The following is a 20,784-nucleotide window of genomic DNA, read 5'->3' as shown; positions in this document are numbered from 1 at the left end:
GAGGATCGCGGGCGTGACCACCGTCTTCGTGTTCAACGGCCCGAACCTCAACCTGCTCGGGACCCGCAAGCCGGAGGTGTACGGGACCACCGTGCTCACCGACGTCGAGGCGCTGTGCCGGGAGTCGGCCGCCGCGCACCACCTCGAGCTGGACTTCCGCCAGACCAACCACGAGGGCGTCCTCGTCGACTGGATCCACGAGGCCGGCACCGCGGTGAAGCGCGGCGACGCGGTCGGCCTGGTCCTCAACGCCGCCGCCTACACCCACACCTCGGTCGCGCTGCACGACGCGATCGAGGGCGCCGAGCTCCCCACGGTCGAGGTGCACATCTCCAACGTGCACGGCCGCGAGACCTTCCGGCACCACTCGTTCGTCTCGCCGGTGGCGGCCGGGATCGTCGTCGGGTTCGGCGTCGACGGCTACGCGCTCGCCATCGACGGGCTGGTCCGCAAGGTGCGCCCGCTGCGCGCCGTCTGAACCCGCGCCGCCCGCCGCCGCTGCGCTGCCCGGCCGGTGCGCCGCCGGATCGTGCGCCGTCCGACCGGGCCGGCGCCGGTCGGCCCGGTCCGTCGCCGTACCCCTCGGACGGCGGTGACGGACCGGGCGGGGATCACTCCCCGGCGACGGCCGACGGGTCCATCCACACGAACTCGAGGTGGTGGCCGTCCGGGTCGTCGATGCCGCGGCCGTACATGAAGCCGTGGTCCTCGGTCTTGCCGGACAGCGCCCCGCCCGCGGCCAGACCGGCGTCGATCAGCCGGTCGACGTCGTCGCGGCTCTCGACGCCGAAGGCGTTGATGACCTCGCGGGCGGTCCGCGGGTCGGCGACACCGGGCTGCTCGGTGAACTCCCGGAACCGGTCCTGCGCCATCACCATGACCACGATGGCGTCGCTGACGACGAACGAGGCGGTGCGCTCGTCGGAGAACTGCTCGTTCAGGGTGAAGCCGAGCGCGGAGTAGAACGCCTTCGCGGCGTCCAGGTCGCTGACCGGCAGGTTCACGAAGATCATGTTCGGCATCGGGGGCTCCTGTGGACGGTGGCGCCGGGGTCCCGGTGCCGTTCGGAGGGGTGGACCGTGGCCGGTGACCGGACTCATCGGTCGTGCGCCGGGAACTTCGGCCGGGCTCCGGGCAGGATCGGGGCATGACCGTGAAGTGGGGAATCATCGGGCCCGGCCGCATCGCCGACGCCGTCGCACCGGACTTCGCGCACGTGCCCGGCGCCGAGCTCGTCGCCGTCGCGTCGCGTTCCGCGGAACGCGGTGCCGACTTCGCCCGCCGGCACGGCGTCGACCGGGTGCACACCGGCTACCGCGCGATCCTCGACGACCCGGACGTCGACGTCCTCTACGTCGCCACCCCGCACCCGCAGCACCGCGCGATCGCGCTGGCCGCGATCGAGGCGGGCAAGGCCCTGATGATCGAGAAGGCGTTCACGGTCAGCTCCGTCGCGACCCGCGAGATCGCCGCGGCCGCCCGCAACCGCGGCGTGTTCGTGATGGAGGCGATGTGGACGCGGTTCTTCCCGGCCGTCGTCCGGCTGCGCGAGCTCGTCGCCGAGGGCGCGATCGGGGAGGTCCGCTCCGTGCAGGCCGATCTCGGCGTGCGCAACCGCTCCGGGGCCGACGACCGGTTCTTCTCCCCGGAGCTCGGCGGCGGCGCCCTGTTCGACCTCGGCGTCTACGTGGTCTCCTTCGCCCAGATGCTGCTCGGCAGTCCGGGCACGGTCGCGGCGAGCGGTGCGCTGACGCCGTCCGGTGTGGACCTGGAGGAGTCGATCCTGCTCGGCTGGCCCGACGGCCGCAGCGCCGCACTGCAGGTCAGCCTGCAGTGCGCGATGCCCGGCTCGGCCCGGGTGATCGGCACCGAGGGCTGGATCGAGGTGCCGCCGCGCTTCCACCACCCGGACCGGATCGTGGTGCACCGGCACGGCGCCGACCCCGAGGAGATCGTGCTGCCGGCCACCGGGCGCGGCTACGCGCACGAGATCGAGGAGGTGACCCGCCGGGTCGCGGCCGGGGAGACCGAGAGCCCGGTCATGCCGCTCGCGGACACCGTCGCCGTCCAGGACGTCATGGCCGCGGTCGCCGACCGGGTCGGGATGGTCCCGGAGGAGGGACCGGCGTCCCTCTGACGGGTCGCGATGCGGTGACGGTCACTCGTCAAGCGCTTTACGACCGTTGCGTCGCGGAGTAGACCGAACGGCGTGTCCGACACCACGACCACATCCCAGCGCCGGGAGAGGACCTTTCTCGGCCACCCCGTCCAGCTCGCGACGCTCTTCGGCGTCGAGATGTTCGAGCGGTTCTCCTTCTACGGGATGCAGGGGATCCTGCTGTACTACATGTACTTCGCCGTAACCGACGGCGGACTTGGGATCGACAAGGGCACGGCGGCGGGAATCGTCGGCGCCTACGGCGGGACTGTCTACCTCTCCACAGTCGTTGCGGCCTGGGGCGCCGACCGGCTGCTCGGGCCCGAGCGCGTCCTGTTCGGCAGCGCCATCTCGGTGATGCTCGGGCACATCGCCCTGGCCGCCGTGCCAGGCGCAGCCGGGCTGGTGATCGGCCTGGTCCTGGTCGCGTTCGGCAGTGGGGGAGTGAAGGCAAACGCTTCGACGATCGTCGCGTCGCTCTACGGTGTCGGCGACGACCGTCGGGACGCCGGGTTCTCGATCTTCTACCTCGGCGTGAATCTCGGTGCGTTCACTGGTCCGTTGCTGACCGACTGGTTACGGCTGGAGTGGGGATTTCATGTCGGGTTCGGGGTGGCCGCCTTTGGCATGGCGCTCGGATTGATCCAGTACATGTTCTACCGCCGCGCGCTCCCGGCGACCGGTTCGGTCGTGCCGAACCCGCTGCCCGCAGCTGCGCGAAACCGGGTACTGCTCGGAGCTGTTCTGGCGGTGGCCGTCGTTGCGGTTCTGGTTGCAAACGACGTGTTCGCAGTCGACCGGTTGAAGTGGATCGTGTTCGGCATCGTCCTCGTTGCGACGGTTGGCTACTTCGGGTTGTTGTTGACTAGCTCGCGTGTGGAGCGAGTGGAGCGTCGTAGGGTCCTGGCATTTGCGCCGATGTGGGTGGCCAGTGTCATGTTTTGGGCGATCTTTCAGCAGATCTTCACTGTGGTGGCGATCTACTCGGACCAGCGGCTGGATCGGACGGTGCTCGGCTTCGAGATTCCACCTGCCTGGACCCAGTCAATCGAGCCAGTGTTCGTGATCCTGCTGGCGGGCGTCTTCGCGGCGATTTGGACGAAGCTCGGACCGCGTCAGCCGTCGTCCCCGACGAAAATGGCGATCGGCACCGTGGTCGTCGGTCTGGCGTTCATGCTGTTCGTGCCGCTTGCCGGTACCGGCCCAAACGGCACGCCGCTGCTTGCTCTGGTCGGCATCTTGCTGGTGTTCTGCCTGGCAGAGCTGTTCATCTCGCCAGTGGGGCAGTCGCTGTCGACAAAGCTCGCTCCGCGAGCGTTCCAGACCCAGATGGTAGCGCTTTTCTTTCTGTCGGTCTCCATGGGAACTGTGCTTTCCGGTGTGCTTGCGGGTTACTACAGTCCGCAGCACGAGGTGGCCTACTTCGGGCTCACGGGCGTCGTAGCGGTCATCGTGGGCGTGGTCGTTCTTGCGTTTGTGCCGAAGATCAAGGTGCTTATGGAGGGGCTGCACTGACCTCACGTAAAATTCACGCGGTCGAGTTACTTCGCTCGGTGGTTCTTGACAACTGCGGAGGACGCTTCGTATTTCAGGCGCGCATCGAGTTCGAATTGGCGACGTAGAGTGGGGGGCTGAGTCTTGCTCGCTGGTAGATCAACCGCCGTGAAGACAATGATCGCGGTAGCTGCCTTATGCGGATCGATGGCCATCACGGGAGCGGCCTCAACGGGCCCGGACCCGTACCTTCCTATCCCCAGTGACAAACTGAGGAGTAACTGTACGGTCGAGGCGGTTGCGGGACTCAGCTCGGGTTCCAGGATCACCTGCTCGAACTTGGCGATTCCGCAGAAGGAGTTCAGGGCTACCGTGACATGCAATTCGGAGAAGAAATCCAAAATCTACGGTCTAGGAGAGTGGGCTCCTACTTCCGGGGGGACGTCAACGGCGATGTGCCCTGTCGGGTTTGCGTTTCTTCTTTTTGATACCGACATTCGGTGATCGGCTCGCTCCTGGGCGCCGCTCGGTGGCAAGTTTGAGCGACCGTCAGGGCGTGCTGATCTGCCAATCGTCGAGCAGGGCGTGCGCCGGCTGAGGAGTGCTCGGCATGACGACCGAACGGAAGTTCGATCCGTCCCCAGCTGTGCACACACCTGTGGACAACTCCGGTGGATCACCGACGACGGGTGCGCCGGATCGTCGGTGAGTCCATCGTGTCGCCGGCCATCTCTCGGGCGATCCGCACCACGTGCGCGCGGACGTCCGGGGGCTGGTCGGCGATCCGCATCGCCAGCATCTCCAGTACCGAGGCCAGCCCGAACGCGATCTCGGGGCGGCTGAGCCCGGCGTAGCGCGCCTGCACGGCCTCGTGCCGCAGCGCGGCCGCGGCGGCGAGCACCGTCTCGCGGTCGGTGCGCAGGGCGGCCAGCCGCCGTCGTTCGTGGGTGTTCATGCTCCCCCGGTCGTCGCTGCGGAGCCGTCGCGGGCGACGGCCGGTCCGCACCCGGGGGAGCGGGCGCGGCGACCAGCGTGCCCCGCCCGCCCCGGCAGGCGCCAGGCGGGTCCCCGAGATGTCGCACACACGTTCGACTCAGAGCAGCAGCAGGACCACACCGAGTGCCGAGAACGCCCCCCGGAGGTGGTTCGCGACGCTCCACCGCGGGGCGAACGCGGCCCAGTCGCCGTCGCGTTCCAGGGCGTTGTTGAGCGGGATGTTCACCGCGGCGGTCACGGCGAAGCCGGCCAGCACCGCGACCCCGCCCGCGATCCGCAGGGGCTGCCCGCCGAGCGCCCCGGCCACCGTCACCGCGCCGGCGAGCAGTGCGGTGCCGGCGAACAGTGTCCCGAACACCGGGTTCACGATCACCCGGTTCACCCCGCGCATCACCGTGACCGCCTCCGCGGCGGGGCGACGACGCAGGGCGGGGAGCACTGCGACCGAGAACGCCAGGTAGACCCCGCCGAGCAGGCCCGCCCCGGTGAGAGCGGCTCCGTCGAGGACGCCGGTCATCCCGCCACCCCCGCCGCCCACTCCTCGACGGTCAGCACGCCGTCGGCGGCGCCCCGCGGGCCGTGCGCCCGGGCCCGGCCCTCGTTGAACGCCCGGTTCATCGCGACGTGCAGCCGCGCCCCGTCGGCGGACAGTCCGGCCCCGCGCAGCAGCCGCTCCATCTCCCCGTCGGGGACGCGCACGTAGGCCAGGTCCGGCAGGCCCAACGCGGGCCCGAGCGCGGCGACGACGTCGGGCACCGTCCGGTCCGCCGCACCCTGCACCTCCACGACGTCCGGTGCGTCCGGGTCGAGCAGGGCCGCGGCGGCGGCCCGGCCGACGTCGCGGGTGGCGACCATCGGCAGCGCGACGTCCGGGTCGACCGAGTCGGCGTGCACCCCGTGCGCCCGCATGGCGTCGGCCGACCACAGGAACGATTCCAGGAACAGGCCCGGCCGGACCCGGGTGACGTACGCGTCGAGCGTCGCCAGCCGGGCCTCCTGGTCGTGCAGGCTGCCCAGGTACCCGGTCGCGGCAAGGCCGGGGCCGCCCGGGACCTCCGCCCCGAGCGAGCTCAGCGCGACGATCCGGGTCACGGCCGCGTCCCGCAGCGCGGCGACGACCGACTCTCCGAGCCGGGCCTGGTGGGCGGCGTGGTCGGGTGCGGTGACGTCGAACGGCAGCAGGACGAACGCGGCGGCCGCGCCGTCGAACGCCCGGCGCAGGAACGCCCGGTCGCCCAGGTCGCCGGGCCACGGCCGCACCCCCGGCGCGGCGACGGCCGGGCGGCGCGCGACGGCGCGGACGTCCACCCCGGCCGCGGTCAGCTCCCGGACGACCTGCGATCCCACGTTCCCGGTCGCACCCAGCACGGTGATCATGTCGAACCCCTCTCGTCGGTGTCCGTCCACGATCACCGCCATCGGCCGGACGCAGAATGGCTGTGCATCCATAACTGATGCTCATCCGTCCACAGGTGAGGATGAGCTGTGGACGGACTGTCATGCTGTGCACCGTGTCCACCGCGCCGCCGTTCCCGGCCGCCGACCCGCTCGGGGAGGCGCTGCACGTGCTGCGGATGGACGGCCTCTTCTACTGCCGCTCTGAGCTCGGCGGGCCGTGGGGGATGACGTTGCCGCCGACGCCGGGCTGCCTCTGGTTCCACGTCGTCACCTCCGGCGGGTGCCGGCTCACCGTCGACGGCGCCGGCGGCCGGGACGGGGCCGACCGCGAACTGCGCCCCGGCGAGCTCGTCGTCGTGCCGCGGGGGACCGGGCACGTGCTGCGGAGTGCGCCCGGTGTGTCCGCCCCGGACATCCGGTCGATCCCGCACCCGATGCTCGACGGGCGCTACGCCCTGCTCCGGCACGGCGGCGACGGTCCGGTGACCCGGATGGTGTGCGGCGCGGTCCGGTTCTCCCACCCCGCCGCGGGCGACCTCGTCGCGAGCCTGCCCGACCTCGTCCGGGTCGAGCCGTCACCGATCGGGGACCGGGTGCAGGACACGCTGCGGCTGCTGGCCGCGGAGGTCGAGCACGGCGGCCCCGGCAGCGACGCGGTGATCACCCGGCTGGCCGACGTGCTGGTCCTGCAGGCGGTGCGCGGCCGGCTGCAGGCCGACGCGGCCACCCGTACCGGCTGGCTCGGGGCGCTCGCCGACGACCGGATCGGCCGCGCGCTCGCCGCGGTGCACCGCGAGCCGGAGCGGGACTGGACCGTCGCCGCGCTCGCCGCGACGGCGGCCATGTCGCGGTCGGCGTTCTCCGCCCGGTTCACCGAGCTCGTCGGCGAGTCCGCGATGGGCTACGTGACCCGGTGGCGGATGCACGCCGCCGCCGAGTTCCTGTCAGGGGGGAGTGGGACGGTGGCGCAGGCGGCCCACCGGTTCGGTTACCGGTCCGAGGCGGCGTTCGCACGGGCCTTCTCGCGGGTCGTCGGGGAGCCCGCCGGGCGGGTGCGCCGGCACGGGCTCGCGGGCACGGCCGATGCCCTCGCCGCCTTCCGGAGCTGATCCGGGCCCTCGCACACACGTTCGACACAGGGCTGCTACGCTGCGACGACGCCACCGGGAGAGGAGTAGCGCATCAGGTCGATCGTCCCGTATCCGGATCTCTCGCGACCGTTCTAGACGGCGGTATGCGGCGGCATGCTCGTGTGTCGATGCCGTCGTATGACGGTGTCTAGTGCTCGTGCGAGAAAGCGTTACAGAATCGGATCGACGATCGATGTACTCGTCTGCGCTTCTCTCGGGACGATCCGAGACAGGGCTAGAGGGTGCTACGCGCGCCTGCTCGCTCGGGTGGTCTGCGCTTCTCTAGCGTGCGCGCGAGACGGCCGGAGAGAGCCCGAGGCGCCGCCGGCCGGCGCCCCGGGCCCGGGTGTTCACAGGTGGGCGAGCTTCTCCGGGTTGCGCACCGCGTAGACCGCGGTGACCAGGTCGGCCCCGTCCACCTCGGACACCTCGATGAGCACGACGCTGTCGACGCCGTCCGGCCCGCGCACCACCACCGCGGGGAGCCCGTTGAACTCCGCGGCGCCGGTCAGCGCGCCCGGCAGCGGCCGAGCCGCCAGCCCGACGAGGAACCGGGCGACCTTCCCCGCCCCGCGGATCGGGCGCCGGGCCGCCGACACCGCGCCGCCGCCGTCGGCGAGCGAGACGACCTCGGGGGCCAGCAGCGCGGTCAGCGCCGCGACGTCGCCGCCCAGCGCCGCCCCGACGAACGCCTCCGCCACCCGCCGGGCCCGGTCCGGGGGCACGGTGAAGCGCGGCCGGCGGGCCCGCACGTGCTCGCGCGCCCGGTGCGCGATCTGCCGGACCGTGGCGACCGGGCGCCCGGTCGCGGCGGCGATCTCGTCGTAGCCGGTGCCGAAGGCCTCCCGCAGCACGAACACCGCACGCTCCTCCGGGGCGAGGGTCTCCAGTACGAGCAGCATCGCGACGGTGACGTCGTCGGTGCGCAGGGCGCGGTCGGCGGCGCCGTCGTCGCCGGTCGGCAGCGGGTCGGGCAGCCACGGTCCGGGGTAGGTCTCCCGGGCCCGGGCGACGGTGCGCAGCCGGTTCAGCGCCTGCCGCGACACCACCCGCGCCAGGTACGCCCGCGGGTTCCCCACCTCGTCGTGCGCGGTGGCCGACCAGCGCAGCCAGCTGTCCTGCAGCACGTCCTCGGCATCGGCGACGCTGCCGAGGATCTCGTAGGCGACGGCGAACAGCAGGCCGCGGTGGCGGTCGAACTCGGCGAGCGGGTCCACCTCAGGCCACCCGCCCCCGGGCCCGGCGCAGCGCGTAGCGGCACACCTGCTCCTTCACCACGGCCGCCGCGCCGCCGCCGACCGCGACCGGCCGGGGCACGTCGTGGCGGTCCACGAGCTGGATCAGCGCGGCGTCCGGCCCGAGCGCCAGGCACTGCGCGGCGTAGGACACCGAGGCCGCCGGTGCGGGGCGTCCGCGCAGGCCCGCGAGCACGGTGCGCGCCGCGGCGACCCCGAGCGGGAGGGCGGCCTGGCAGCTCGCGCGGACCAGCCCGACCTCCGGCGGGGCGGCGACGGCGTCGCCCGCGCCGACGATCCTGGCGTCGCCGGTGCAGGTGAGCGTGGCGTCGGTGCGCAGGCGGCCGTCGTCGTCGACGGGCAGGCCGGAGTCCCGGGCCAGTCCCGGGACCGCGGGCGTCGTGGTCCACACGACCAGGCCGGCGCCGAGCGCGGCCGGGTCGGTCACCGTGACGCCCTCGCCGACCTCCACCCCCAGCGACGCCAGCCGGGCACGGACCCGGTCCCGGCTGCGGGCGGGCAGCTCCGCGGCGACCGGGCCCGCCGACAGCAGCCGCACGTGCAGGCCGGGCCGGGCGGCGGCGAGCTCGGTGGCCGTCTCCAGCCCGGTCAGCCCCGCCCCGACGACGGCGACGACCGCCCCGTCGGGCAGGGCCGCGGTGGCGTCGTGCACCCGGCGGGCGCTCTCCAGGGTGTCCACCCGCAGCGCGCCGTCCGGGGCCGTCCCCGCCCCGCTGCCGACCGCGTACACGAGCCGATCGAACCGCAGCACGTCGCCGTCGTCGAGGGTCGCCGTGCCGCCCCCGATCCGGGTGACCCGCGCCGCGCGGGTGCGGACCCGCCGGTGCAGGACCTCGCGCAGCGGCACCGTCGCCGCCCCGGTGCCCGCGGCCAGCCGGTGCAGCCGCACCCGCTCGACGAACTCCTCCCGCGGGTCGACGACCGTGACCGCCGCCCCGCCCGCCGCGATCCGGTTCGCCGCCGCGACCCCCGCGTATCCCGCTCCGACCACCAGCACCGTCGCGTCCATGTCGCCGTCCTCCCGTGTGTGCGCTGTCGGGATACCGACACCGCGCGAGGGCCACCGCGTGACGATCTGTGTCCGGGGTCACGGACGGCGCGTGGCAGGGTGGACCCATGAGCGGTGTGGCGGTGGTGACCGGGGCCGGGTCGGGCATCGGCGAGGCGGTGACCCGCGGCCTGCTCGACGCCGGCTGGCGGGTCGCACTGGCCGGGCGCCGGCGCGAGCCCCTGACCAGGGCCGCGGCGGGACGCGACGGGACGCTCACCGTCCCCACCGACGTCACCGATCCCAGGTCGGTCGACGCCCTGTTCGCCGCGGTGCACGAGCGCTGGGGCCGGGTCGACCTGCTGGTCAACAACGCCGGCACGTTCGGCGCGGGCGGCACCGTCGACGAGATCTCCGTCGAGGACTGGGACGCGGCCGTCGCGGTCAACCTCACCGGCTCGTTCCTCTGCGCCCGCGCCGCGTTCGCGACGATGCGCCACCAGGACCCGCAGGGTGGGCGGATCATCAACAACGGCTCGATCTCCGCGCACGTCCCGCGGCCGGGCAGCGCGCCCTACACCGCCACCAAGCACGCGATCACCGGTCTGACCAAGTCGCTCTCGCTCGACGGCCGCGGGTTCGGCATCGCCTGCGGTCAGATCGACATCGGCAACGCCGCCACCGAGATGACCGCGGGCATCGCGACCGGCGCGAGGCAGGCCGACGGGTCGGTGCGCCCGGAGGCCACCTTCGACGTCCGGCACGTCGCCGACGCCGTCGTCTACATGGCCGGGCTGCCGCCGGAGGCGAACGTGCAGTTCCTGACCGTCGCGGCGACGACGATGCCCTGGCTCGCCCGGGGCTGAGGGGCGTCTCTTTCTGAGACTTCCGTCACCTGCCGTCGCGGGGGACACTGTGCGAATGACTCGGAGGATGCACGTCCTTCGCCTGATCGTGCATGCCCGGTCACGCCAGCCGGTGCTGCTGCTCGGCGAGGCCGACGGCGACCGCTGCGTACCGGTGTTCCTACGGCCGCCGCAGGCCGAGGTCATCGCCGTGGGCCCGCGCGACGACGAGGGCACCCCGCTCACCCAGGACGTGCTGCTCCCGGTCGTGGAGGCGCTGGGCCGCACCCTGGAGCAGGTCGAGATCTCCGACCTCGTCGACGGTGTCTACACCGCCGAGCTGGTCTTCGACGGCGGCACCCGGCTGGCCGTGCGCCCGTCGGACGCGTTGTCGCTGGCCGTCCGGGAGGGGTTGCCGATCGGGATGGCCGAGCACGTGCTCGACGAGGTCGGCCAGGCCGTCGACGACGTCCTGCCCCCCCGACGGCGACGACACCACCGGCGCCGCCGCGCAGGCCCGCGCGGCCACCGCCGGCCCGGCGGACGTCCCGCCGGAGCAGCAGATGCAGGAGTTCCGCGAGTTCATCGACGAGGTGTCGCCGGAGGACTTCCGCTAGGCCGCGGCCGGCGCCCCGGCCCACAGCTCGGCGTAGCGCCCGCCCCGGGCCAGCAGCCCGGCGTGGTCCCCGCGCTCGACGATCCGGCCCTGTTCGAGCACGAGGATCTCGTCGGCGTGGCGGACGGTGGACAGCCGGTGTGCGATGACGAGTGCGGTCCGCCCGTCCAGCGCCTCGGCCAGCGCCGCCTGCACCGCGGCCTCCGAGGTGGTGTCCAGGCTGGCCGTGGCCTCGTCCAGGACCACGATCCGCGGCCGGGCCAGCAGCACCCGCGCGATCGTCATCCGCTGGCGCTCCCCGCCGGACAGCCGGTACCCCCGCTCCCCGACGACGGTCGCGAGCCCGTCCGGCAGGGCCGCCACCAGGCCGTCGAGCCGGGCCCGGCGCAACGCCGCCCACAGCTCGGCGTCCGTGGCATCCGGTGCCCCGATCCGCAGGTTCGCCGCCACCGTGTCGTGCAGCAGGTGCCCGTCCTGGGTCACGAACCCGACCGCGCGGTGCACCGAGGCGGTCGTCAGCTCGCGCACGTCCACCCCGCCGATCCGGACCGCGCCGTCGCCGACGTCGTAGAGCCGGGCGAGCAGCTGGGCGACCGTGGACTTCCCGGCCCCCGACGACCCGACGACCGCCACCACGGCGCCGGGCGGGGCGCTGAACGACACCTCGTGCAGCACCTGCTCCCCGCCGCGGGTGTCGAGCGTCGCCACCTCCTCCAGCGACGCCAGCGACACCTGCTCGGCGGTCGGGTAGGCGAACGAGACCCGGTCGAACTCGACGCCGACCGGCCCGTCGGGCACCGGGCGCGCCCCCGGGGCGTCGGTGATCATCGGCTCCAGATCGAGGACCTCGAGCACCCGCTCGAAGCTGACCAGCACGGTCATGATCTCCATCCGGGCGCCGGCCAGCGCGGTCAGCGGCTGGTAGAGCCGGGTCAGCAGCAGCGCGAGCGCCACGACGTTCCCCGCCGACAGCGCCCCGGCCAGCGCGAAGCCGCCCCCGACCCCGTAGACGACGGCGACGGCCAGCGACGACGCGAGCGTCAGCGCCGTCACGAACGTCCACTGCAGCATCGCCGATCGCACCCCGATCGCGCGGACCCGGTCGGCCCGCTCGGCGAACTCCGCGGACTCGCGCTCCGGGCGACCGAACAGCGTGATCAGGGTGGCGCCGGGCGCGGAGAACCGTTCGGTCATCCGGGTGCTCATCGCCGCGTTGTGGTCCGCGGCCGCCCGCTCCAGTGCGGCGAGCCGCCGCCCCATCAGCCGGGCCGGGACCAGGAACGCCGGCAGCAGCAGCGTCACCAGCAGGGTCACCGGCCAGGAGATCACCAGCATCGCGGCGAGGGTCAGCACCAGTACGACGACGTTGGACACCACCCCGGCGAGGGTGTCGGAGAACGCCCGCTGCGCCCCGAGCACGTCGGAGTTCAGCCGCGACACCAGGGCGCCGGTGCGGGTGCGGGTGAAGAACGCGACCGGCATCCGCTGCACGTGGTCGAACACGGTGGTCCGGAGCTGGTGGATCAGGCTCTCGCCGAGGTTCGCCGAGTACCAGCGGGTCAGCATCGACAGCGCCGCCTCGACCAGCGCGACGGCCGCCATCAGCCCGGCCAGCAGCGCGAGTACCGAGAGCCGCTCGCCGCGGGTCACCGCGTCGGTGGCCCGCCCGGCCAGTAGCGGTACCGCCACCGTCAGCACGGCGGCGACGGTGCTCACGGCGAGGAACGCCGCGATCCGCCGCCGATGCGGCCGGGCGAAGTCCAGGATCCGGTGGGCCGTCTCCCCGGCCGGGCGGGTGCGCCTGCCGGGCTCGGTGCTCGCGTTGCGCAGGGCCGTCCAGGTGCTCGCGTCCATGGTGCGCGACGCTATGACGTGAAGCTGACTTCAGGTCAAACGTGCGGTCCTCATGCGGCCGCGAGTTCGGGCTCGTCGTTCAGGTCCGGCAGCGTCCACGGCCGTGCGACGGCGACCAGCGCGATCCCGGCGAGCGCGATCGCGCCGAACATGGCGGTGCCCATCGCGGCCGCGTCGTTGCCGAGCAGCCCGACCACGGGCGAGGTCGCGGCGCCGATCCCGAACTGCAGCGACCCCAGCAGCGCCGACGCCGTCCCGGCGGACTCGCCGTGCCGGGCCAGGGCCAGCGCGGGCGCGTTCGGCAGGACGAAGCCACAGGCCAGCAGCAGTGCCCACACCCCGGCGAGCACGGCGGGCAGGCCGCCGGTGCCGGTCGCGGTGAGCACGGCCAGCACGAGCCCGACGAGCACCCCGGCGGCGACGGCGGTCGACATCACCTGGCGGGGCTCGAAGCGGCGCAGCACCACCGGGTTGAGCTGGGTGCCGACGACCAGCCAGATCGCGCCGGCGCCGAAGGCGATGCCGAACGTCTGCTGGTCCATCCCGAACTGCTGCTGGTAGACGTACGCGGCGCCGGAGACGTAGCTGAACAGCGCGCCCATCGCGAGCCCGGCGACGAGCACCAGCCCGACGAAGGTCCGGTCGCGCAGCAGCCCGCCGTAGGTCCGCAGGGTGGGGCCGAACCGGGCCGACCGGCGTCGGGGGACGGGGAGGGTCTCGGGCAGCCCCGAGGTGACCACGGCCAGCATGACCAGGCCGTAGCCGGCCAGGAAGAGGAAGACCCCGCGCCAGGAGACCCAGTTGAGCAGGGCGGCGCCGAGGGTCGGGGCGAGCACCGGGAAGGCGCCCATCACCAGGATCAGCCGCGAGAGCATGGTCGCCGCGGCCCGGCCGGTGAACAGGTCGCGCACCACGGCGAGGCCGATCACCGCGCCCGCCGAGGCGCCGACGCCCTGCAGCACCCGCAGCACCGCCAGCACCTCGATGCTCGGGGCGAGGGCGACCAGCGCGGAGGCCAGCACGTGCACGGCGGTGCCGGCGAGCAGGAGCCTGCGACGGCCGTAGGCGTCGGACAGCGGGCCGATCACCAGCTGGCCGAGCGCGAGACCGGCGAGTGTGCCGGTCAGCGTCAGCTGCACGACCGGCTCGGACGCGACGAGGTCGCGCCCGACGTCCGGCAGCGCGGGCAGGTAGGTGTCGATCGTCAGTGGACCGAGCGCGATCAACGCGCCCAGGATCAGCGCGATCCGTAACCGGCTCGGCGCGGTGACTGCAGTGGTGGTCACTCGGACGTCCCCCCCTCGTGTGGCCGAACGGTGCAACCTCACGAGGGGTGACGCCGATTCCGTCCGGACATCACCGGACGGGTGAGCGCGCTCACACGTCGATCACCGGGTGGCGGGCTCCAGCCGGACCTGCACCCATTTCGAGGTCGGGCAGCGCGAGCCGTCCGCGTACGACTCGAGCGGGATCAGCGGGTTCGTCTCCGGGTAGTACGCGGCGATGCAGCCCTTCGGCGTCGAGTACGACACCAGCCGGAAGTCGTCCGCGCGCCGCTCGCTGCCGTCGGTCCACTCGCTGACCAGGTTCACCCGGTCGCCGTCGGCGAAGCCCAGCTCACGCAGGTCGGCGTCGGAGATGAACACGACCCGGCGGCCGGAGTGGATGCCGCGGTAGCGGTCGTCCAGGCCGTAGATCGTGGTGTTGAACTGGTCGTGGCTGCGCAGGCTCTGCAGGACCAGGCGCCCCTCGGGGAGCGTCAGCACCTCCAGTGGGCTGACGGTGAACTCCGCCTTGCCCGACGCCGTCGGGAAGGTGCGGCTGTCCCGCGGCGGGTGGGCGAGGGTGAACCCGCCGGAGCGGGCGACCTTCTCGGTGTAGGCCTCACAGCCCGGGACGACCCGGCCGATCCGGTCGCGGATGCGGTCGTAGTCGGCCGCGAACTCGGCCCACGGGACGAGGTGGTCCGCGCCGAGGGTGGCCCGCGCGATCCCGCACAGGATGTCGACCTCGGAACGCAGCAGCTCACCGGCCGGCTCGGAGCGGCCGTGCGAGGCGTGCACCGCCGACATCGAGTCCTCGACGGTGACCCGCTGGGCCCGGCCGCCGGTCAGGTCCTTCTCGGTGCGGCCCAGCGCGGGCAGGATCAGCGCGTCGGTCCCGGCGACGACGTGCGACCGGTTCAGCTTGGTCGAGATCTGGACGGTCAGCGCGCAGCGCTCCAGCGCCGGCTCGGTGACGCCGGTGTCCGACATCGCCTGGGAGAAGTTGCCGCCCAGGCCGACGAACACGCTCGCCCGCCCGTCGGCCATCGCCTGCACGGCCGCGACCGAGTCGTGGCCGTGCTCGCGGGGCGGCTCGAAGCCGAACTCGTCGCGGATCGCGTCGAGGAAGCTGTCCGCGACCCGCTCCCAGATGCCCATCGTGCGGTCGCCCTGCACGTTCGAGTGGCCACGGACCGGGCACAGGCCCGCGCCCGGCTTGCCGATCATGCCCTGGAGCAGGGCGACGTTCACCATCTCCTTGATGGTGGCGACGGCGTTGCGGTGCTGGGTGATGCCCATCGCCCAGCAGTTCACGATCCGCTTCGAGGTCGCGAGCATCTCCGCGGCCTTCTCGATCTCGCCCCAGGTGAGCCCGGTCGCGGCGACGACGGCGTCGCGGTCCAGGTCCTTCACGTGCGCGGCGTAGGCCTCGAAGCCGTTCGTGTGCCGCTCGATGAAGTCGCGGTCCAGCACGCTGCCCGGGTTGCGGTCCTCGGCGGCGAGCAGCAGGTGCCCGAACGCCTGCCACAGCGCGAGGTCGCCGCCCGAGCGGATCTGCAGGAACTCGTCGGCCAGGTGGGTGCCGATGCCGGACATGCCGCGCGGGGTCTGCGGGTTGTCGAACTTGAACAGCCCGGCCTCGGGCAGCGGGTTGATCGCGAGGATCCGCGCGCCGTTCTTCTTGGCCGTCTCCAGCGCCGACAGCATGCGCGGGTGGTTGGTGCCCGGGTTCTGTCCGGAGATGACGATCAGGTCGGCGTCGTGCAGGTCCTGCAGCGAGACCGACCCCTTGCCGACGCCGATCGCCTCGGCCAGGCCGACCGAGGTCGACTCGTGGCACATGTTGGAGCAGTCGGGCAGGTTGTTCGTGCCGTAGGCGCGGGCGAACAGCTGGTAGACGAACGCGGCCTCGTTCGAGGCCCGGCCGGAGGTGTAGAACAGCGCCTCGTCCGGGCTCGACAGGGCGCGCAGGTGGGTCCCGACCAGGTCGAACGCGTCGTCCCACGAGATGGGCTCGTAGTGCGTGCCGCCGGCCCGGCGAACCATCGGGTGGGTCAGCCTGCCCTGGCTCTCCAGCCAGTGCGCGCTGCGGTCACGCAGGTCGGCGATGGAGTGCTCGGCGAAGAACTCCGGGGTGACCCGGCGGCGGTCGCCCTCCCAGGACACGGCCTTCGCGCCGTTCTCGCAGAACTCGGCGGTGTGCCGCTCGCCCGGGGTCGGGTCCGGCCAGGCACAGCTCATGCAGTCGAAGCCGTCGACCTGGTTCATCGTGAGCAGGTTCTTGGCGGTCTTCACCACGCCCTGTTCGGCGAGGGAGCGCTTCATGGAGATCGCAACAGCCTTCGCCCCGGCGGCGGAGGTCTTCCGCTCCGAGACGCGCAGATCGGACTCCTCGGTGTCGACCGGGGGGTGGATCGGGGCGCTGTTGACCGGGGTGGGGGACACGGGCACCTCATCTCGAACACGACGACGGCGGAACGGGGCAGATCACCCACGCGTACGGGGCACGGGAACGATGTTGCCCCAGCGTGCGACGTCGTGCCCAGCCGGTCCGCCGTTGCGCGGGGAAGGTCACGGACGTCCCGCGGCCGCAGCGCGCCGGTGGCTTCCCGCGATCTGCCGGGTGGCGACGCTGATCCGGTTCCAGGCGTTGATCGTCGCGACCGTGGTGACCAGCAGGGTCAGGGCCCGCTCGTCGAACACCGCGGCGGCCTCGTCCCACACCGCGTCCGGGACGGCATCGGGTCGGTCGGCCAGCCGGGTCACCTCCTCGGTGAGGGCCAGCGCGGCCCGCTCCTGGCGGGTGAACCACGGGGCCTCTCGCCAGGCGGCCACGGAGAACAGGCGCTCGACGGCCTCGCCGGAGTCCAGTGCGTCGTGCGAGTGCATGTCCACGCAGAAGCCGCAGCCGTTGATCTGCGACGCCCGCAGTCGTACGAGCTCCTGCACGGTGCGGGGGAGGACGGCGTCGTCGCGGGTGGAGGCCTCCAGCGCCGTCAGGGCGCGGTAGCCGTCCGGGACGTGGCGGTAGGGCCGGGAGATGCGCGGTTCCATGACGGTCCCCTTCGGGTCGGTGGCGTTCGTGGACGGTGTCGTGGGTGGTGCGATCACGGTGCGAGCGCGGCCCGGACGTGCTGCGGCGCGTCCGGGGCGGTGCGGACGACGTCCGCGGCGACCTCGGCGAGCGAGCGGCCGGCCAGCTCGCGGCGCCAGGCGAGCTCGGCCGAGCGCATGGACAGCGAGATCGCGCAGTGGCCGGAGTAGTCGAGCGACGGGTCCCCGCCCGGCGCCGCGCCGAGGATCGAGGTGCAGCGGAACGCGTCCTCCGGTCCCTCGACCGCGACGACGACGTCGAGCAGGGACACCTCGTCCGCGGGCCGGGCGAGCCGGAACCCGCCCCGTGGGCCGGGCACGGACTCGCACACCCCGGCCCGTACCAAGGCCTGGAGCTGCTTGTTGAGGTACGCGGGCGGGAGGTCGTAGAACCCGGCGAGCCGGGCGCCGGGGACGGCGTCGCCGACCCAGGCCAGGTTCAGGCAGCAGTGCAGCGCCCACTCGACGCCCTGTCCCATCCGCATGAACTGGACACTACATATCCAGGATATCCGTTGTCCAGGTTCTGCGGGTGATCACCGTCTCCGTCGATGTGTCCGACAGGTGACGGCAAACGCATCGATGTAAGCGGTCGGTTACAGGTACTGCCGGAACCTGGAAATCGGACGCTCCGGTCTTCCACCCTCGGGGCGTACGAAAGCTCCCCCGAAGGAAGGAACCGTCATGGACAAGCGCCGTATCGCCGGTCTGGCCGCTGCCGCCGTCGCCGCACCGCTCGTGATGCTGGGTGCCACCGGCACCGCCAACGCCGCGGAGATCACGCCGATCGCCGAGTACGTGGACGACACCGTCGCCGACCTCTCGTCGACGATCGGCGCCGTGGTCGACGCGCTGGGGTTCGAGGCCTGACCCGCCCCTGAGGCAGACGACCGACGGCCGGCCCCGGATCTCCGGGGCCGGCCGTCCGTCGTGGCCGGGACGTGTGGTCCGGGTCAGCCCGTCTCGACCTGGTCGGTGAGCGGCTCGGCCGGACGGCCGGGGGCCGGGGCCCACGCCTCGTCGTCGAGCATCGGGCAGGCCAGCCACTCGTCCGGGACACCGAAGCCGTCGACCAGGGTCCGGGCGTGCGGACGCAGCTCGGCGCACAGCCCGTTGACCAGCGGCCGGATCGAGCGGGACTCGGCGGCGGTGAGCCGGCCGGTCTCCAGGTACCAGGCCCGCTCGCGGTCGATCACGGTGAGCACGTGCAGGTCGTAGACCCGCTCCAGCAGCGCGCGCACCGCGGGGTCGTCGACGGTCACGAGCTTGTCCGCGAACGACGCCTCCACCAGCGTGTCCACGTGCGCGCGGGCCGCGGTGAGCAGCAGGTCCTGGGCGGAGTTGAAGACGGCGAACTCGTCGTTGCCCTTGCGCATGGCCGGAGCCAGGTTGCGGATCGCCGCGGCCAGGGTGTCCTCGCGACGGACGGCCAGCAGCTCCCGGCGGCGCGTGCGGTCGGTCAGGTCGATCCCGCGAAACGGGAGCCGCCGGGTCAGCGACGCGGCCCCGGTCCGCTCGGCCAGTACCGCGGCGAGCTGACGGCCGAGCAGCGGCGCGATCTCGAGCGGGTTGCCCTTCTTGATCGTGCGGCCGTAGTCCGACAGCAGCTCCTTGGCCAGCAGCTGGAGCAGGACCGTGTTGTCGCCCTCGAACGTGGTGAACACGTCGGTGTCGGCCTTGAGGGCGGGCAGCAGGTTCTCCTCCAGGTAGCCCGCGCCGCCGCAGGCCTCCCGGCAGGTCTGGATGGTGTGCGTGGCGTGCCAGGTCGCGATCGCCTTGATCCCGGCGGCGGACTGCTCCAGCGTGCGCTGCTCGCGTGCGCCGACCGGTCCGGCACCGGGGGCCTGGATGTCGTGCATCCGCTGGACCAGGTCGTCCTGGGTGAAGTGCAGGGCGAACGTCGTCGCCAGCGCGGGGAGCAGCTTCTGCTGGTGGGCGAGGTAGTCGAGGACGGCGATCTCCTCGCCGGTCGCCGGGTTGGCGAACTGGCGACGGCGCTCGCCGAAGCGCACGGCCAGGGTGAGCGCCTTCTCGGTCGCCGCGCCGGCGCCGCCCGCCACCGAGATGCGGCCACGGACCAGCGTGCCGAGCATGGAGAAGAACCGCGCCGTCTCGTTCTCGATCGACGACGAGTACGTCCCGTCCGGGGCGACGTCGGCGAAGCGGTTGAGGAGGTTCTCACGCGGGATGCGGACGTGGTCGAAGGCCAGCCGTCCGTTGTCGACGCCGTTGAGTCCGGCCTTGCGGCCGTCGTCGCCGATCTGCACGCCGGGCAGGGCCCTGCCGTCGCTGTCGCGCAGCGGCACGAGGAAGGCGTGCACGCCGGGCTTCTCGTCGCCGGTGATCAGCTGGGCGAACACGACCGCCATCCGGCCGTCCCGCGCGGCGTTGCCGATATACTCCTTGCGGGCCTGCGGGTACGGGGTGTGGACGACGAACTCACCCGTCTCTCGGTCGTAGGTCGCGGTGGTGTGCAGGTGCTGGACGTCCGAGCCGTGCCCGGTCTCGGTCATCGCGAAGCAGCCGAGCAGCTCGCCGTCGATGATCTTGCGGAGGTACTGCTCGTGGTGCCGCTCGGTGCCGAGTACCTGGACCGCGCCGCCGAACAGGCCCCACTGCACGCCGGCCTTGACCAGCAGCGACAGGTCACCGTAGGCGAGCATCGCGAACGCGGCGACGACCCCGCCGACGTCGCCCTGGCCGCCGACCGACGGGTCGAACCCGGTGTGCGGGCGGCCCGAGGACGTCAGGAACTTCAGCGAGTCGGTGATCCACTCGCGGTACTGCGCCGAGGTCAGGTCGGGGTCCGCGCGCATCTCGGCGTTGGCCGCCAGCTGCTCGCGGGTCTCCTGCCGGGCCCGGGCCCAGCGCCCGTCGACGACGGTGCGGAGCGCCTCGGCGGGGACGGCGTCGGGGCTCGGAAGGGTGCTGCGGGTCATGGCTGAACCTCCTGCTGCACGTGCGATGCCAGGCCGGACAGTCCGGACCAGGCCAGGTCGGTGAGATGGGTGGCGATCCGCTCGCGGGGGGTGCCGTCGGGGCGGGCGAGCCAGTCGTCGGCCGCCCCCCGGACGAGGCCGACGATCGCGTGGCCCCAGATGCGGGCCGCGGCCCGCGGGTCGGTGCCGGTCCCCGTCGGGGTGCCGAGGTTGCCGGCGATGACCACCGCCACCTCGTCGCCGATCACGGTCACGAGGTCGTTGACCGGGTCGCTCGTCCCGGTACGGCCGCTGTCGGCGGTGGGGGCGCGCCGGGTGGTGCCCTGGGTGAGCAGTGGTCGCTGTACCACGAACCGGTACAGCTCCGGGTCGATCTCGATCAGCCTGAGGTAGGCGTCGATCCCGGCCGCGACGGCCGCCCGCGGCCCGCGGCCCGCGTCGGACAGGGCATCGGCGGTGGCCCGCCGGACCTCGGTCAGCAGGACGCCGGCCACCGACTCGCAGATCGCGGTGTAGAGGCCGGCCCGGTCGCCGAAGTGCCGGTAGATCACGGTCTTGCTGGTCCCGGCGGACGCGGCGATCTCGTCCATCCCGATGCCGGCGCCGTGCCGGCGGATGGCCCCGATCGCGGACCCGACGAGTGCCACCCGCCGCTGCTCGCGGTGGGCGTCCCATCTGCTGTCGCGTCTGTCCCGTCCGGCCTTCACGAAACCCATAGTACCGTGTACCTTGAGTACCGGCTACCCCGTGGT

19 protein-coding genes and 1 pseudogene are annotated in these 20,784 nt (G+C 72.9%); 7 read left to right on the top strand and 13 right to left on the bottom strand.

Annotated features, from left to right (window positions below):
• Positions 1-4 precede the first annotated feature (4 nt).
• A complete protein-coding gene (gene aroQ / locus ZF1_RS25970) occupies positions 5-478 on the top strand; it encodes a type II 3-dehydroquinate dehydratase (protein WP_405421652.1) in 474 nt (157 codons plus the stop codon).
• A 133-nt stretch (positions 479-611) separates the two neighbouring features.
• On the opposite strand, the gene ZF1_RS25965 is transcribed toward aroQ, so the two are convergent.
• Entirely contained in the window at positions 612-1,022 is a 411-nt protein-coding gene (locus ZF1_RS25965) for a VOC family protein (RefSeq protein WP_350590704.1), read from the bottom strand.
• A 125-nt stretch (positions 1,023-1,147) separates the two neighbouring features.
• Here ZF1_RS25965 and ZF1_RS25960 point away from each other — a divergent pair, with 125 nt between their 5' ends.
• Together ZF1_RS25960 and ZF1_RS25955 are read left to right on the top strand one after the other, a co-directional pair.
• The gene (locus ZF1_RS25960; RefSeq protein WP_482638544.1) at positions 1,148-2,137 is read left to right on the top strand and encodes a Gfo/Idh/MocA family protein; all 990 of its coding nucleotides are present in this window, start codon (positions 1,148-1,150) and stop codon (positions 2,135-2,137) included.
• Positions 2,138-2,209: 72 nt separating this feature from the next.
• Complete coding sequence (locus tag ZF1_RS25955; protein ID WP_482638543.1) at positions 2,210-3,673, top strand: peptide MFS transporter; 1,464 nt, start codon at positions 2,210-2,212, stop codon at positions 3,671-3,673.
• Positions 3,674-4,328: 655 nt separating this feature from the next.
• On the opposite strand, the gene ZF1_RS25950 is transcribed toward ZF1_RS25955, so the two are convergent.
• The 3 genes from ZF1_RS25950 to ZF1_RS25940 all read right to left on the bottom strand — a co-directional run bounded on the left by ZF1_RS25950 (position 4,329) and on the right by ZF1_RS25940 (position 6,025).
• Entirely contained in the window at positions 4,329-4,607 is a 279-nt protein-coding gene (locus ZF1_RS25950) for a hypothetical protein (RefSeq protein ID WP_062398562.1), read from the bottom strand.
• 138 nt (positions 4,608-4,745) lie between these two features.
• Entirely contained in the window at positions 4,746-5,165 is a 420-nt protein-coding gene (locus ZF1_RS25945; RefSeq protein WP_073576125.1) for an anthrone oxygenase family protein, read from the bottom strand.
• Positions 5,162-6,025 (bottom strand): NmrA family NAD(P)-binding protein, encoded by an 864-nt coding sequence (locus ZF1_RS25940; protein WP_482638542.1) that lies wholly within the window; start codon positions 6,023-6,025, stop codon positions 5,162-5,164. Before ZF1_RS25940 ends, ZF1_RS25945 begins: the two co-directional genes overlap by 4 nt.
• A gap of 134 nt (positions 6,026-6,159) precedes the next feature.
• On the opposite strand from ZF1_RS25940, the gene ZF1_RS25935 reads away from it, so the two are divergent.
• Positions 6,160-7,155 carry an AraC family transcriptional regulator gene (locus ZF1_RS25935; RefSeq protein ID WP_482638541.1) on the top strand — a complete coding sequence of 332 codons (996 nt, stop codon included), beginning with the start codon at positions 6,160-6,162 and terminating at the stop codon, positions 7,153-7,155.
• A gap of 371 nt (positions 7,156-7,526) precedes the next feature.
• On the opposite strand, the gene sigJ is transcribed toward ZF1_RS25935, so the two are convergent.
• Together sigJ and ZF1_RS25925 are read right to left on the bottom strand one after the other, a co-directional pair.
• Positions 7,527-8,393 carry an RNA polymerase sigma factor SigJ gene (sigJ, locus tag ZF1_RS25930; RefSeq protein ID WP_350590698.1) on the bottom strand — a complete coding sequence of 289 codons (867 nt, stop codon included), beginning with the start codon at positions 8,391-8,393 and terminating at the stop codon, positions 7,527-7,529.
• 1 nt (position 8,394) lies between these two features.
• Complete coding sequence (locus ZF1_RS25925) at positions 8,395-9,441, bottom strand: FAD-dependent oxidoreductase (RefSeq protein WP_357437115.1); 1,047 nt, start codon at positions 9,439-9,441, stop codon at positions 8,395-8,397.
• 107 nt (positions 9,442-9,548) lie between these two features.
• On the opposite strand from ZF1_RS25925, the gene ZF1_RS25920 reads away from it, so the two are divergent.
• Both ZF1_RS25920 and ZF1_RS25915 read left to right on the top strand, forming a co-directional pair.
• Entirely contained in the window at positions 9,549-10,286 is a 738-nt protein-coding gene (locus ZF1_RS25920) for an SDR family oxidoreductase (RefSeq protein ID WP_350589428.1), read from the top strand.
• Between the two features lie 55 nt (positions 10,287-10,341).
• Positions 10,342-10,665, top strand: a pseudogene (locus ZF1_RS25915) (bifunctional nuclease family protein); the annotation flags it as partial.
• Positions 10,666-10,878: 213 nt separating this feature from the next.
• Here ZF1_RS25915 and ZF1_RS25910 read toward each other — a convergent pair.
• From ZF1_RS25910 to ZF1_RS25890, 5 genes are all read right to left on the bottom strand, one after another.
• A complete protein-coding gene (locus ZF1_RS25910) occupies positions 10,879-12,735 on the bottom strand; it encodes an ABC transporter ATP-binding protein (protein WP_350589426.1) in 1,857 nt (618 codons plus the stop codon).
• Between the two features lie 50 nt (positions 12,736-12,785).
• Entirely contained in the window at positions 12,786-14,021 is a 1,236-nt protein-coding gene (locus ZF1_RS25905) for a multidrug effflux MFS transporter (RefSeq protein ID WP_482638540.1), read from the bottom strand.
• A gap of 102 nt (positions 14,022-14,123) precedes the next feature.
• Entirely contained in the window at positions 14,124-16,445 is a 2,322-nt protein-coding gene (locus ZF1_RS25900; protein ID WP_482638539.1) for an FdhF/YdeP family oxidoreductase, read from the bottom strand.
• 126 nt (positions 16,446-16,571) lie between these two features.
• Complete coding sequence (locus ZF1_RS25895) at positions 16,572-17,054, bottom strand: carboxymuconolactone decarboxylase family protein (RefSeq protein WP_073576936.1); 483 nt, start codon at positions 17,052-17,054, stop codon at positions 16,572-16,574.
• Positions 17,055-17,107: 53 nt separating this feature from the next.
• Positions 17,108-17,578 carry an RrF2 family transcriptional regulator gene (locus tag ZF1_RS25890; protein ID WP_073576818.1) on the bottom strand — a complete coding sequence of 157 codons (471 nt, stop codon included), beginning with the start codon at positions 17,576-17,578 and terminating at the stop codon, positions 17,108-17,110.
• 199 nt (positions 17,579-17,777) lie between these two features.
• Here ZF1_RS25890 and ZF1_RS25885 point away from each other — a divergent pair, with 199 nt between their 5' ends.
• Positions 17,778-17,963 (top strand): hypothetical protein, encoded by a 186-nt coding sequence (locus tag ZF1_RS25885; RefSeq protein WP_208821541.1) that lies wholly within the window; start codon positions 17,778-17,780, stop codon positions 17,961-17,963.
• An 83-nt stretch (positions 17,964-18,046) separates the two neighbouring features.
• Here ZF1_RS25885 and ZF1_RS25880 read toward each other — a convergent pair whose 3' ends face one another.
• Together ZF1_RS25880 and ZF1_RS25875 are read right to left on the bottom strand one after the other, a co-directional pair.
• Positions 18,047-20,032, bottom strand: coding sequence for an acyl-CoA dehydrogenase family protein (locus ZF1_RS25880; protein WP_482638538.1), 1,986 nt, complete (start codon positions 20,030-20,032; stop codon positions 18,047-18,049).
• Positions 20,029-20,748 carry a TetR family transcriptional regulator gene (locus ZF1_RS25875; RefSeq protein ID WP_179761606.1) on the bottom strand — a complete coding sequence of 240 codons (720 nt, stop codon included), beginning with the start codon at positions 20,746-20,748 and terminating at the stop codon, positions 20,029-20,031. Before ZF1_RS25875 ends, ZF1_RS25880 begins: the two co-directional genes overlap by 4 nt.
• Between the last annotated feature and the right edge of the window lie 36 nt (positions 20,749-20,784).

This window comes from Pseudonocardia sp. ZF1 (genome assembly GCF_056835605.1).
Note: the sequence above shows the minus strand (reverse complement) of the source record. Positions and strands in the feature narration are given on the sequence as shown.